The sequence below is a fragment of the Bacillus massiliglaciei genome, from assembly GCF_900098925.1.
Lineage (GTDB): Bacteria > Bacillota > Bacilli > Bacillales > DSM-1321 > Peribacillus > Peribacillus massiliglaciei.
Window position 1 is genome coordinate 17,300 of record NZ_LT622342.1, and the last position, 14,966, is coordinate 32,265.

The window sequence follows — 14,966 nt, forward strand, 5'->3', positions numbered from 1 at the left end:
ATCCAAAAGTAGGATAACGCAATAGCGAAAATCCTTGTTGTTTTGTAGGGGAAACGAAGAAAATCAGACATTTTTCTATTTGAAAATGCTTTGAAAAAGTGGAGGAATGAAAAGTGGATTCTATGACGTTTGTCTTATTTGGGGCAACTGGGGATTTAGCTAAGCGAAAAATCTACCCTGCCTTGTTTAATTTATATTTGAATCAAAAATTACCAGATTCTTTTTTGATCATTGGTGTAGGAATAGACGAAATGTCTGATGTTGATTTTCAAAACCATGTAACAGACTCGCTATACACTTTTTCTAGACACTTGATAAATGATAAATCCGAAAAACAAGAGTTTGTAAAGGCATTTCGTTATTGCCAGTTAGATTTCACGAATGCTGAAGGGTATAAGAAGTTAGTTGAAGTCGTTCAACAAAATGAAAAAGACCAGAGTATTGAAGAGAATCGAATGTTTTATCTTTCTGTTGCTCCTGAATTCTTTGATGTAATTGCTTTGAACATCAAGGAGAGTGGATTAGGCTCGACAAAAGGATGGAAACGATTAATGATCGAAAAACCATTTGGGCGTGATTTAAAATCTGCTCAAGATTTAAATGAAAAACTAAGCAAAGCTTTTGAAGAAGACGAAATTTTCAGGATTGACCATTATCTTGGAAAACCGATGGTTCAAAACCTTGAAGCTTTAGAATTTGCCAACCCTGTGCTGCAATCACTATGGAACAATCGGTATATTGCCAATGTGCAAATAACGGCTAGTGAAACGGTTGGTGTAGAAGAGAGAGCTAGTTATTATGAAAAAGCAGGGGCTATTCGTGATATGGTCCAAAATCATATGATGCAGCTGTTGATGATGACGGCCATGCATCAGCCAAAACAGATGAGCACGAACGATATCCGTACAGTGAAAAGAAAAGTTATGGACTCTCTTCGGCCAGTACAGAAAGATACTGTAGGTATCCACGTTGTTCGTGGTCAATATGGACCGGGGGAAATAAAGGGTAAACCTGTAGTCGGATATTTAGAAGAACCTGGAGTGAATGCTTCTTCCACAAACGATACATTTGTGGCTGCTCGTTTATGGATTGATAGTTCATTCTGGGATGGGGTGCCATTTTATATCCGGACAGGAAAAAGAATGAAGGAAAAGTCGACGCGGATTGTGATTGAATTCAAGAATCCAACGAAAAATGTGTATACTAACGAGAATCAATTTGCAGAACCCAATCTATTAGTTATCAAAGTAAGTCCAAATGAGGGTGTGTCGATGCAATTAAATAGCAAAAATTTAACAAATGGAAATTTGGAGCCGATAATTGTTGACTTCTCAGCAAGTACAAAAGACATACCAGAAGCTTATGAACTCTTAATATTCGATGCTCTGCGTGGGGACTCTACCTTCTTTGCTCATTGGGACGAAGTTGAATTATCTTGGAAATGGGTACAGCCCGTTTTAGAGGCGTTTGAGGAAAATGCCCTTCCACTCCACCTATATCAAGCCGGTTCGATGGGGCCACAAGCTGCTTCGCAATTATTGGAGGAGGATGGTTTTAAATGGTGGGAAACTAGGGGGGGAGTTTAATCCGCACCTCCCTGGAAGGCTATTGGTATGAAGAGAGCAAACCGAGGTTGGATTTGACAGATAATTGTTACGCGATTTACCCAAGGAACTTAAAGTATTTGTTGAATCCTTATGGTTCCATAAGGAGACCATGAAGAACAACAAATGGGTAGCATAATAATACAGGCTATTTTTTGTAATTTAAAGGAGGAAACTCAAGTGAAAGTAGGATTAATTGGATTAGGGAAAATGGGTATGAACTTAGGAAAAAACTTAATTGACAATAAACACCGTGTAATGGCGTTTGATCTAAATACAAATACTATTGAAGAAATTAAAAAATACGGAGTTGAAGGAGCATCCAGTTTACAAGATCTTGTTCAATCATTAGAAAAGCCACGAGTTGTTTGGATAATGGTCCCACACTCCGTCGTTGATTCAGTTATTAGTGAAATCACACCATTTCTAAGTGAAGGAGATATCGTCATTGAAGCTGGTAATTCGCATTATAAGGAATCCATTCGTCGTTACGAACAGTTGAAGAAAGTTGGAGTGAGCTTTATGGATGCCGGTACTTCTGGGGGGATGGAAGGTGCTCGCTATGGTGCTTGTTATATGATTGGTGGAGATCCTGAAGCATGGAGCATTGTCGAGCCGATTTTTAGAGATACAGCTGTAGATAATGGGTATTTATATGCTGGGAAATCTGGTAGTGGCCACTTCTTAAAAATGGTCCACAATGGAATAGAATACGGAATGATGGCCGCCATTGGTGAAGGATTCGAAGTCCTGGAAAAAAGCGATTTCGATTTTGACTATGAAAAAGTGGCACGGGTGTGGAATAACGGTTCTGTCATCCGCTCATGGCTCATGGAATTGACAGAACGCGCATTTTCTAAAGATGCAAAATTAGATGAAATTAAGGGCATTATGCATTCTTCTGGGGAAGGGAAATGGACAGTTGAAACCGCTTTGGATCTTCAAACAGCTACCCCTGTTATCGCTATGTCTTTACTAATGCGTTACCGTTCATTAGACAATGATACATTTACAGGTAAAGTGGTAGCTTCCCTTCGTAATGAATTTGGCGGACATGCTGTGGAAAAATCATAAAGTCATCTGCTGTATATGTCTTTCGTTAAAATGAGCCGGAAATTCATTGGATTTTTAGTTTGGTATATCCCAAAAATTGGTAGATTTACTTAAGTCGTTGATAGTGCTAACTATGTTGATTGAAGCAGAAGGAGCGAGACTCCTCGAAAATGCATTCACATTTTCTCGTGCGGTGCCTATTCACGGATGATGATTCAACGTCCTGCGGGAAAAACAGGACAAGGGAGACCCCGCAGCCGCACAGCGCCGAGGAGGCTCCCGGCTCGCCCGCGGAAAGCGAGCACCTGGAGCCAACAGACAAGTTTAACAGAGCCAAAAAAATAAAACAATATTGGGGTGTGACATCATGAACGTATTGGATGCAAAAATCATTAACACACAATATGGTTTAGAAACCTATTTAGACATGGTGAAGAATATCGAAGTAAAAGAACTCCATTCTCCATCAGATAATGAGCCCTTTTATGAAATAGTATTAGGGATAGAGTATTTTCTTCTAAGGGACGGAAAATATTATGATAGTGAAAGGAATTATTTTCGGATTCAAATGAGCGAAGATTTTAATTCAATCACGTTAAGAGAGACAGATACCGAAAGTTTATTTGCTGTCAAAACCGAACACGAGAGAGACTCAACTAAGCTACTGGTTGGAGAATGGCTTATAAAAACCAATGCTTTCAAGCAAGTAATAAGTGAACTGATCCAACAAAAGAAAATGGAGAATGTTCAAAATGAGGGAGACACTCGAAAAGTATTAGGAACGATAAGATTCTTGGAAATATTACTTGAAATCAAAACAGAAGACATACTAAGTGCCGATGTAGAGAGGGACCATTGAGTTTTCTTAATACTAACTATCTTTTAATGTACGCTATTGATAATTACACGGTCCCACTAAGGATTTTTCAAAATTGAAAAGGGGGAGTTTAAATGTGTTTTTAAAAACTTCCCTTATATACTGTAGAAAAGGAGAATGCACTAACATGAAACGTTTTACTATGCCGAGAGATCTTTTTTACGGAGAAGGATCTCCGATTGAAGCAGCTAAGCTAAATTTGATTGAAAGGGGAAGTAATGTATGACTATTTCGTTTGATTACTCCAATGCATTAGCATTTATGAAAAAGAGTGAAGTAGATAATCTAAGTGAATTTGTAAAAGTGGCTCATAAAATGCTACATGAAAAAACAGGCCCCGGCTCTGATTATCTTGGTTGGGTCGATTTGCCACTAAACTATGATAAGAGTGAATTTGAAAGAATTAAACAAGCTGCTGAAAGAATCAAGAAACATTCAGACGCAATGGTTGTAATTGGTATTGGTGGTTCGTACCTGGGGGCAAGATCGGCTATAGAATCTCTGTCCCATAGCTTTCATAACCAGATGAACAATAAGACACATGTTTATTTTGCCGGTCAGAATATCAGTTCTACTTATATCTCTCATTTATTTGAGCTATTAGAGGGGAAAGATATCTCTGTTAACGTCATTTCTAAATCAGGAACAACGACAGAGCCAGCCCTTGCTTTCCGTATTTTCCGTGACTATATGGAGAAAAAATACGGAAAAGAAGAGGCGAGAAAACGTATTTTTGCTACTACAGATCAGAAAAAAGGCGCATTAAAAAAGCTTGCGGACGAAGAAGGATATGAAACGTTCGTTATTCCGGATGATGTTGGTGGAAGGTATTCTGTGCTAACAGCAGTTGGTCTCTTACCAATTGCCGTAGCAGGACTTGATATTGATCATATGATGGAAGGGGCAGCAGCAGCAGCCCGTAAATACAACAATCCTGATTTATTGACAAATGAGAGCTATCAGTATGCTGCGGTCCGAAATGTACTCTACAATAAGGGAAAAGCAATTGAAGTGCTTGTTAACTATGAGCCCTCCCTTCACTACGTATCGGAATGGTGGAAGCAGCTGTTTGGGGAAAGTGAAGGAAAAGATCAAAAGGGGCTATTCCCTGCTTCCGTTGATTTTTCAACGGATTTGCATTCCATGGGGCAATATGTACAAGAAGGTCGACGAAACCTTTTAGAAACGGTTTTACAGATTAAGAAACCTCGAATTGAAGTGACTATTCAGGAGGATCCAGAAAATATTGATGGATTAAACTTCCTGGCAGGTAAGACGATGGATGAAGTCAACAAAAGTGCATTTCAGGGTACCCTTATGGCCCATATAGATGGAGAAGTACCTAATCTCGTGATTGAACTGGATGAAATGAATGAATACACTTACGGTGAGATGGTTTACTTTTTTGAGAAGGCATGTGGGATTAGTGGCCATCTATTAGGAGTTAACCCATTTGACCAGCCTGGAGTCGAAGCATACAAGAAGAATATGTTTGCTTTACTTGACAAACCTGGTTTTGAAGCAGAAAAAGCTACTCTCATGGAGCGTTTATCAAAATAATTATATCTGATTGGTTTTGTATTAATAAAAAGATTGTTACCAAAAATCATATTTTTTGTAACAACGTTTATGAGAAATAATGATGCTTGATTTTACTAATTTTATAGGTTACCAAAAATAATTACCAAAAATTTTACCAAATACTTTTACAAAAATGAAGTCTCTTGTACAATAAAATTATTAAATTGTGCAGGGGGCTTCTTTATGATAATCGGTTATGCCCGAGTTTCGACAGTTGACCAAAATTTAGACCGACAAATTATATTACTTTCTGAGTACGGCTGTGAAAAAATGGTTCAAGAGAAATTTACCGGGACTACAAAGGATAGAGATGGACTTAACTCATTGCTAGATGTTATACGGAAAGGTGATACCGTTGTAGTTGAAAGTATTTCACGATTAGGGAGAAGAACACTTGATATTCTTTCTATTATTCAGCAATTCGAGGATACAGGTGTAAAGTTCGTTTCTATTAAAGAGAATATGGATACAAGAACATCAACAGGAAAAGCCATGTTTCAAATGATGTGTGTCATTGCAGAATTAGAAAGAAATTTAATTGTAGAGAGAGTTAAAGAAGGATTAGAAGCTAGTAAGAAAAGAGGAAAGAAACTAGGGAGACCAAAAGTTGATCAAGGAAAAATTGAAATAGCCTTGAGGATGTATGACAGTAAAGAATACTCGGTAAAAGAAATTGTAGAAGGTACAGGACTTTCACAGGGTTCATTATATCGAGCAATTAATAAAAGAAAACTAAAAGAAGTAAATTAATAACCTCTTATTAATTTTTAGGAATTATGTGATGGACTAAGCTAGGGTAACTATTCTGTTACTATCCCAAATTACTGTGAATGGAGTTGGCAATTTGGCATCCATAGAACGTACAGCTTACCCAAGATTTAAAAAACGTCCTACTTCAAAAGAACTTCGTGATATTTACTCCCCTACACCTGAAGAAAATCAATTTGCGCATAAAGTTGCTAGGGGGCCTGTTTCAGTTCTTAGTCTACTAATTATGTTAAAGTCTTTCCAACGTCTTGGTTACTTCCCACGACCGAAAGATAATCCTGTAGAGATCATGATTCATATTCGGACTTGTTTGAATCTCTCTGCTAGTGTTGAACCGAATTACAATAGTAAATCAATTTATCGACATCAAAAAGCAATAAGAGATTACCTCAGTGTACGTCCTTATGGAAAAGAAGCATTACATATTGCCACTACTTCAATTTATAAGGCTACACAGGTAATGGACAATCCGGCTGATCTTATCAACGTATCCATTGAAATATTAATAAAAGAAAGGTGTGAGTTACCTGCTTTTAGTACATTAGATCGATTGGCTCGTCGTATAAGAACATTAGTGAATCACCAGCTATTTAATTCAGTATTTTCAAAACTAACTCCTGAAGTTAAGCAAAAATTAGACCAATTACTAGTTACTACAGATGATAATCGGACTTCTGAATATAACTATTTAAAGGAAATTCCAAAAAGCGCAACACTTTCTCATATGAAGGAAATACAAAATAGATTACACTGGTTAACTGACTTTATAGAAGAAATTGATAGCTTACTAAAGACTATTCCAAATTCAAAAATTAAGCACTTCGCTTTAGAAGCAAAAGCGCTTGATGTATCAGAATTAAAAGACTTTAATTTGCCTAAAAGATATACGCTGTTACTTTGTATGATTTATCGCTCAAAAATTTCAGTTATTGATAGTTTGGTAGAGATGTTTCTGAAAAGAATTAGAGCTATACATAACAAAGGCAAAGAGGAGTTAGAACTTCTTCGAGAAAAACATAGGTCAAAAACTGAAAATCTCATATCTGTTTTGGCGGAAGTCATAGATACCACAAGTATAAATGAGAACGATACCCTTGCTGGTCAGAAAATAAAGGAGTTATTAGAAAAAAGAGGTGGCATCACAGCATTAAAAGAAGATTGCGAATCAATTTCATCATATAATGGCAATAACTACCTTTCTCTTTTATGGAAGTTCTATAAAAGCCACAGGAAAACTCTTTTTAGATTGATTAGTATGATTGAAATTGATTCAACCACTCAGGATCAATCACTTTTAGAAGCCTTACAATTTTTACGTGACAATGAGAACAGAAAAATTGAATATCTACAAATAGATTTTGATCTTTCATTTACTAGTGAACAGTGGAAAAAAACGATTTATGTACCTAAAGAAAATAATTTAATTTATCGAAAACACCTTGAAATCTGTATTTTCTCCTATCTTGCCGGCGAGTTAAAGACAGGAGACCTTTGTGTAAAAGGATCAGAGAATTTTGCCGATTACCGTGAACAGCTCCTTCCCTGGGAAGAGTGTAAACCTATGGTAGCCGAATACTGTAAGGAGCTCGGCTTTTCTTCAAATTCAAGGGATTTTGTTAAACAATTAAAGCTCTGGCTAGAAGATACCGCACAAAAAGTAGATGAAGGCTATCCTAATAACGGTCAAATAATTATTAATGAAAATGGAGAACCAACGCTGAGAAAAATAATAAGAAAAGAACAACCTCAAACAAGCAAGGCGTTAGAGGCAGTTATTTCTCAACGGTTACCTGAACGAAATGTCTTAGATATTCTTTGTAATGTAGAACATTGGACAAAATGGACACGGCATTTTGGACCGTTATCTGGTTCAGATCCTAAGATTGAAAATACAATGGAACGTTATATCATAACCTCTTTCGGCTACGGGTGTAATTTGGGGCCAACGCAGACTTCTAAGCACATGAAAAAGGCAGTAACCCCACATATGATTTCATTTGTAAATCGGCGACATATTAATGCATCTAAAATAGACGCGGCAATTCGTGATATTTTAAATCAATACAATCAATTTAGTTTGCCTAAACTATGGGGTGATGGAAGAACGGCTGCTGCAGATGGAACAAAATTTGATCTCTACGAAGAAAACTTAATCTCTGAATACCACATTAGATATGGAGGTTATGGGGGGATTGCGTATCATCATGTTTCAGATACTTATATTGCACTCTTTAGTCACTTCATTCCATGTGGGGTATGGGAAGCAGTTTACATTATTGATGGATTGCTAAAAAATAAATCAGACATTCAGCCCGATACGTTACATGCGGATACGCAGGGTCAATCGACGCCTGTTTTTGCACTTGCACATTTATTGGGGATTAATTTAATGCCCCGTATTCGAAATTGGAAGGATTTAAAATTTTACAGGGCTGATAAGGACACAAAATATCACCACATTGACCAGTTGTTTAGTGATACAGTTGATTGGGATCTAATTGAAACACACTGGCAAGACCTGCTCCAAGTTGTTCTTTCTATAAAAGCTGGTAAAATATTACCCTCTACACTACTTAGAAAACTAAGTAACTATAGTAGGAAAAACCGATTATATCAAGCTTTTAGGGAATTAGGAAGGATTGTGAGAACTGTATTTTTGCTTAAATATATTTCTGATATAAAACTAAGAGAGCAAATTGGTGCTAGTACAAACAAAGTCGAAGCATATAACGGCTTTTCCAAATGGCTATTTTTTGGTGGCGATGGAATCATTTCAGAAAATGATCCAGAAGAGCAAGAAAAGCGAATTAAATATAATGATTTAGTTGCCAACGCAGTAATATTCCAAAATGTATGTGACATAACACTTATTTTATGGGAACTTTCTAAAGAAGGCTATGTATTTTCAAAAGAAGATATTGTAATGCTTAGCCCATATCTGACTAGGCATATAAAACGTTTCGGAGACTATATGATAGATTTAGAAAATGTTCCACAACCGATCGAAGAAGGTATTCCAATAAATATATAAAAACAGCACAGAATAAAAAAGGGTTTTAAATGGTAAATAATACCATGATATGACCCTTTTTTACATGTATCTCGGTCGTACCCCATAGAGGTATAGAAAAAGCTAGGCTTTAGACACGGCTTCTTTTATTCCATCGGGGATCGATCCTGGCCAAGCCCACGGACAAGAAAGGATTCGGTACTACAAATAAAAAAACCTGTCACGACATGATTTATTCGACTCTTATAGGTTGTTCCTATCGAATAAAACATGGAAAACAAGGTGGTATTAATTGAGTTATTTAATAAATTCAATACTTATTTAAAAGAGGAAATAGGAGCCAAACCATTGCTAGATATGGAAATGTACGAACCGTACAAATGGAATCGCACGAATCGGACAAATCCATTAGTACAAACCGTACAAATGAAAATCAGCAAATCGCACAAATGAAATCGTACGAATCGCTCAATTCTTTAACAGAGAATACAACAAAGATTACTTCAGAGGTTTTTGAAACTGTCAAGCCGGAGCAGCACGCTTTCGGAATATTCGGAGAGAAAGGACCAGGATATGAATCTCTTCCAAACTTGGCCGGCATCGGTTAGATGAATATGGAGAATCAGACGAGTACCAAAAAATTTTTGAAGAACAAATTCGGCCTAATCCATTGATAGACCTTGAAAGTACCGAATCGGTATTATCCAAAATACCAAAACGGTATTATCCAAAATACCGAATAGGACTTTCTTTAAATAAGAATAACTTCAGAGATTTTTGAAGCTTTCCGGCCGGAGCAGCCATGCTCCGGAATATTCGGAGCGAAAGGACCAGGATCCGAATCTCTTCCAAACTTGGCCGGCATCGGTTAGATGAATATGGAGAATCAGACGAGTACCAAAAAATTTTTGAAGAATAAATTCGGCCTAATCCATTGATAGACCTCGAAAGTACCGATTCGGTATTATCCAAAATACCAAAACGGTATTATCCAAAATACCGAATAGGACTTTCTTTAAATAAGAATACTTCAGAGATTTTTGAAGCTTTCCGGCCGGAGCAGCCATGCTTCCGGAATTTACGGAGGAAAAGGTCTAGGATCCGAACCCCTTCTAATCTTGGCCGGCACCGGCTATCGTTACACCTGCAGGGGGGTTCTATTTCAGAACGGGGGGGTTCTGAAATAGGAGATACTAATATACTTAATACTTCTCAACGGGGAGTCAATACATCTGCAGGGATCCTGGATAAGGCCCGCGGACAAGAAAAAATTCGGAACTACATATGAAAAGGTCTTGGAGCTCTCCAACGGGAGCAGCCATGCTTCCGGAATTTATGGAGGAAAAGGTCTAGGATCCGAACCCCTTCTAATCTTGGCCGGCACCGGCCATCGTTACACCTGCAGGGGGGGGTTCTATTTCAGAACGGGGGGTTCTGAAATAGGAGACACTAATATACCTAATACTTCTCAACGGGGAGTCAATACATCTGCAGGGATCCTGGATAAGACCCGCGGACAAGAAAAAATTCGGAACTACATATGAAAAGGTCTTGGAGCTCTCCAACGGGAGCAGCCATGCTTCTGAAATTTATGGAGGAAAAGGTCTAGGATCCGAACCCCTTCTAATCTTGGCCGGCACCGGCCATCGTTACACCTGCAGGGGGGTTCTATTTCAGAACGGGGGGTTCTGAAATAGGAGACACTAATATACTTAATACTTCTCAACGGGGAGTCAATACATCTGCAGGGATCCAAAATAAGGCCCACAGGGTAGATTAAGATCAATTTATCTTTTTGTTTATAGAGAACTCCTTTACTTACTTTGATTGTTTAAATACTCCTTATAACGATGAAGGGAGAATGGACCAGCAAGCCGAAAAAAAGATACTACAGAATTAGTGGCAAGACCTTTTGATAAATGTTCTAGAATGCAACTATTTCTTAAGTGCTTAGCAGAAATTTTTCTAAGACCAGCAAGTTTCACCTCATCTTTTATCATTTCTTGAATTCCACGGATAGTTAAGGCTTTCGGCATCCCGAATGTATTGTCGTAGTAGTACCTGCAGGTCAAGTTAAAGAATGCTACAAAAAGAGGATCTTTAGAACCAAAGCGCGGCCTACACTTTTCTTCAATTGAGTTACGATAATCCCTAATATATTGAATATGTTCATCTTTAAGCTGAATTTTAATTATAGAATCTGGTGTCCTAATGTCTATCGTTTTTTGAGCTAAATTAATCTTATCCATAGTGATGGATGATATATCTTTAGGAGTTAAGCCGTAATATCTTGCAAATAAGACGATGCTAAGATTGCGCTCGATCAGGTAATCCCTCGCTGTTGATTCATTAGGCTTTTTCATAGAAATTATTAGTTTTTCAAATTCCTCGTCAGAAATGAAATCCTCTTTACTTAGTGGTCTTAGAGGGTGTGCCTTTGATATTTCTAAGAGTGTATCCATATATATATCCATGTGTTGTAAAAAACGATTTAATACAGCAAAAAGCCGCCTAATAGTAGCTTCTGATATGTCCCTATTGTATAGATATTTGAGGTAGTTCTTTAAATCATCTTCAGTAAGTAAAAACAGCGTATCAAAATTGTTTGACCCTTTATAATCGTTCATCCACATTATAAATTTGGACAAATCAGAAGAATATTGTTTTAAGGTTGCGGGGCTGCGTCCCTTTTTAGATAAATAAGAAAGATAATTATCAACATAGGCGGGAATCGAATATGTCATTTAGGCCTCCGTAATACACATAATTTTACGCATCCTGCGCTATATATAATATATCATATACTCCTCAATCAATAAATTTAAATATTAATATAATATGTTCGTGAACAAAGTAAGTAATGTTATGGATGCGTAAAATTATATGGAATGCTAAAAAGAATCCATGACTTAGTCATTGGGAAAGATTCTTTTGCAGTACTTTACAATATCAGCAACCGCATTGGGTAAATTTCCTTTTTTATATTCTCTAATAAAATGAATAAAATGCATTTCAATTAACCTTTCTAACGTTATAGAAATACAAAACGCTTCGTATAGATCACTTAATACTAATTCTCCCTTTAAAGCTTCTTTTTTTGTAAGAGTAATGATAATTTTAGTCATTCCCTCCGGAACTTTACTTCGATTTATGATTGCCCCTTGATAATCAATTACTTTTACCTCGTTATCTTCCATGGCATTTATAAAATTACATAACTCAATGAGATTATTATACTTATAAGCGCGTCCTAAAAAATCTCGATATAAAATCCAAATAAATGTCCCTAAGTCAAAATCTAAATCGTACTCTTCGCAAATGAAATCAACCAGCGCCGCAGCTCTCAAATAAAGATAAGTTGGAATTCTAATAATAAATTCACATTCACAAGACTTGGGCTTCTCCGGAATAATTCTGTCTAATATCCGGAGGAAAAAAGAGTCATTCTCTACTGGAGGTTCTATATTTAACTCCTTACCAATTAAATCATGAGAACTGAATTTTACTCTGTTCGTCATATACGTCTTGCCTCCATTTCAAGAATAAATGAAAAAATCCGATGAGCAGCCTTAGCATAAGAATAATCCCACTTTACTGTATAATCAAAAAGCAAATTATAATATTTTTCATCGAGCTTGGCCCTGCCTTTCTTAGAATCACTTTTAGGATAGGGCACTTCGGGGAAATCAATTTCTTTCATCAATAAGGCCTTTTTTAGCAAATGTGTACACACAAATGTAGGCGATATTTCTTCTCGATTTCTCAGTGCGCTATCTTTCATTTTCTTAGTGACTCTTTTCAATAGCTGCCTTTGTTCAGCTGTAAGATTTATTTTAATATCATGTTTTTTATCTGATCTCGTTTGTCTAGGTTTAGCAAGCGTTTTGTCTTTAACAATTGGTTTCCGAACATTTGGAGAAATTATTGATTCAGTTTTTATATCAACTTTTTTATTATTAAATAAAATCCTAGGTGATTCCATCCTCTTCTCTCCTCTCTTTTTCCCTCCCCCCCTACTTTAAGCCAGGGACAAAAGGTTAAAAGGTAATTTGGATAATTTATATGAGGGAGGAAGAGAGAATATGAGGTATGAAGTTCAAAATTTTAGGAAATAATAAAAATACGAATATATATGTTTAAGGAAGGTTAAAAGTATGACCAAAAGTGAGAAAAGAGAAATTCAAAAGCTCCTAAAAAAAGTAGTGAAGAATAGTAAAATAAAAGTGAAATCAATTAGTCATAGTTAAAAATAACAATTACATATCAGTCGGCTACAGCTGGATAATAATAAAACCGGCCTTAATTCAGGGCCGGTTTTCACATTCTCATTTTTGATTTAGCAATCGCTTGCGAATATATCAGTTCGTTGTATTCTTTTCAAACAGTTCGATATATCGCCCATCTATGCTCTCGCCGTAAGCTTTTACAACTGTGTCATTAGCTTCTTTTAATTTATTAGTAAGATAAGGCAGTTCTTCCCACTCTCCAACTGTATATATGGGTTTTTCATCAGCTTCAATTTCAAATAGGTATAATTTCTTCATATTTTCAACTCCTTAATTTAAAGGGATAAATCCAATTCCGGTTCAGATTTAGCACTACGAGGGTGAACATCGCGATTATCCGAAATACCATCACCATCAGTATCACGATTAATCGGATTTGTTCCAGTTCTCTTTTCCTGCAAATCCGTTAATCCATCTCCATCACGATCTCTCATTGATAAATCTTTTTCAATTTGCTTACTTTCACTTAATCCAATATCTTTAGAAGTCATTCGTTTAAATGCAGCTAAAGTTGATTCCTGATCTAGAGTAGGTCTTGTTAAAGCTTTAATATTTGTAAAACTGGCCACTCCAATGAAATATACATTTTTCTCTTTATTATCCGTTGGATCCAAAAGGGATCTTTTATAGATATGTACTTTGCCTTTTTCGTTATCAATTTTCTCGGCATTATTTAATGGGACATGGCCTTTCAGCAATTCAAATTGTTTTTGCGCTGCTTCCTTATTTTTATATGTGTTCCCTAACTGGTTAATACTTGCCTGATTATTAAGCGAACTTTCTTTATAAGGACCTTTCACAATTGTAAAACTTTCCCCATATTGAATTAGTGATAACGGCTTTTCTCCTTCTTCTACTGATGTAGTATTAGTTTCTAATACAGATGGAACATTAAAAGTTATATTTTTTTCAAGAATAACATTTTCAATTTTACCAATTATTTTGGCACTTTCTTTTTGAATATCACTTTGAAAAGAAAGAAGTAATTCTTCGTCTTTACCAGCAGCCCATCCCTTAATATATGCAAAGCTATAATCACTTGTATCCATTCCGAAGCTTTTTGTAGTTAGGTAAGCTACACTCTCAGCTTGAAGTTCTTTAGAATCCTTATCATAATCTTTATATTTTCCAGTTTCATTATGGAAAATAGAATGAGCATATTCATGAATCAGTGTTTTAAACTGATTTGTAAGATCCCGATGCGGATTGGCATTAACTACAATTTTATGCTCTAATCGTGAATAATATCCATTACTCTCAAGAGGATATTTTTCATTTAATTCGATTGGTAGTTCTTTTCTTAATTCATCAACCAAATACATATAAGTTTTTTCAGCAAATTCACTTTTTTGTACATTTTCTGGAACTAATGGATTAAGAGGTAGTGGAACACCATTAGTATCATTCACATCAAAAACATTAACTAATTTGAACCCTTTAATTACAGTTTTTTCAACTTCTTCTTTTGTTTGCTTATCAATCTCCTTTTCTTTTACTTTTATTGGCGCAAAAATCCGAATTGCTTTAGCTCCTTTATTTACTTGGCGTCCAAATGTATTCCAAGTTTTCATTCCAGCAACAAGTTCAGCATCAGGCTTTTGCGTAAAAATAAGCATATTATTTCGAACAGATCTTTTAGGAAATTTACTAACAAAATTTAAGAATTTTTTATAATTCTCTGGGCTTGAAGCAGCATTCTTTACACCATTTAATAATTTTTGATGATTTTCATTTAGCTCAGCTTGTCTTTCTTCATATGTTTTTCTTTTATAATTGCTTTTAACCAA

12 protein-coding genes are annotated in these 14,966 nt (G+C 36.1%); 7 read left to right on the top strand and 5 right to left on the bottom strand.

What is annotated here, in order from left to right; genetic code table 11:
- Positions 1-113: 113 nt before the first annotated feature.
- From zwf to BQ4305_RS00145, 7 genes are all read left to right on the top strand, one after another.
- Positions 114-1,586 carry a glucose-6-phosphate dehydrogenase gene (zwf, locus tag BQ4305_RS00110; protein WP_031538334.1) on the top strand — a complete coding sequence of 491 codons (1,473 nt, stop codon included), beginning with the start codon at positions 114-116 and terminating at the stop codon, positions 1,584-1,586.
- A 198-nt stretch (positions 1,587-1,784) separates the two neighbouring features.
- The gene (gene gnd, locus BQ4305_RS00115) at positions 1,785-2,678 is read left to right on the top strand and encodes a phosphogluconate dehydrogenase (NAD(+)-dependent, decarboxylating) (RefSeq protein WP_031538333.1); all 894 of its coding nucleotides are present in this window, start codon (positions 1,785-1,787) and stop codon (positions 2,676-2,678) included.
- 346 nt (positions 2,679-3,024) lie between these two features.
- Positions 3,025-3,516: a hypothetical protein gene (locus tag BQ4305_RS00125; protein ID WP_031538332.1), complete on the top strand. Its 492-nt coding sequence runs from the start codon at positions 3,025-3,027 to the stop codon at positions 3,514-3,516.
- Between the two features lie 240 nt (positions 3,517-3,756).
- Positions 3,757-5,094 carry a glucose-6-phosphate isomerase gene (locus tag BQ4305_RS00130; protein WP_031538331.1) on the top strand — a complete coding sequence of 446 codons (1,338 nt, stop codon included), beginning with the start codon at positions 3,757-3,759 and terminating at the stop codon, positions 5,092-5,094.
- A gap of 204 nt (positions 5,095-5,298) precedes the next feature.
- On the top strand, positions 5,299-5,865 hold the full coding sequence (locus BQ4305_RS00135; protein ID WP_110925923.1) for a recombinase family protein: 567 nt from the start codon (positions 5,299-5,301) through the stop codon (positions 5,863-5,865).
- Positions 5,866-5,959: 94 nt separating this feature from the next.
- Positions 5,960-8,914, top strand: coding sequence for a Tn3 family transposase (locus BQ4305_RS00140; RefSeq protein ID WP_110925924.1), 2,955 nt, complete (start codon positions 5,960-5,962; stop codon positions 8,912-8,914).
- Between the two features lie 359 nt (positions 8,915-9,273).
- Positions 9,274-9,501 (top strand): hypothetical protein, encoded by a 228-nt coding sequence (locus BQ4305_RS00145; protein ID WP_110925925.1) that lies wholly within the window; start codon positions 9,274-9,276, stop codon positions 9,499-9,501.
- 1,206 nt (positions 9,502-10,707) lie between these two features.
- Here BQ4305_RS00145 and BQ4305_RS00150 read toward each other — a convergent pair.
- The 5 genes from BQ4305_RS00150 to BQ4305_RS00170 form a co-directional block, all read right to left on the bottom strand.
- Entirely contained in the window at positions 10,708-11,637 is a 930-nt protein-coding gene (locus BQ4305_RS00150) for a tyrosine-type recombinase/integrase (protein ID WP_110925926.1), read from the bottom strand.
- Between the two features lie 165 nt (positions 11,638-11,802).
- A complete protein-coding gene (locus BQ4305_RS00155) occupies positions 11,803-12,411 on the bottom strand; it encodes a hypothetical protein (RefSeq protein ID WP_110925927.1) in 609 nt (202 codons plus the stop codon).
- Positions 12,408-12,875: a hypothetical protein gene (locus BQ4305_RS00160; protein WP_110925928.1), complete on the bottom strand. Its 468-nt coding sequence runs from the start codon at positions 12,873-12,875 to the stop codon at positions 12,408-12,410. Before BQ4305_RS00160 ends, BQ4305_RS00155 begins: the two co-directional genes overlap by 4 nt.
- Before the next feature lie 376 nt (positions 12,876-13,251).
- Entirely contained in the window at positions 13,252-13,437 is a 186-nt protein-coding gene (locus BQ4305_RS00165) for a hypothetical protein (RefSeq protein WP_110925929.1), read from the bottom strand.
- 17 nt (positions 13,438-13,454) lie between these two features.
- Positions 13,455-14,966, bottom strand: a complete 1,512-nt coding sequence (locus BQ4305_RS00170) for an ArdC-like ssDNA-binding domain-containing protein (RefSeq protein WP_110925930.1) — start codon at positions 14,964-14,966, stop codon at positions 13,455-13,457.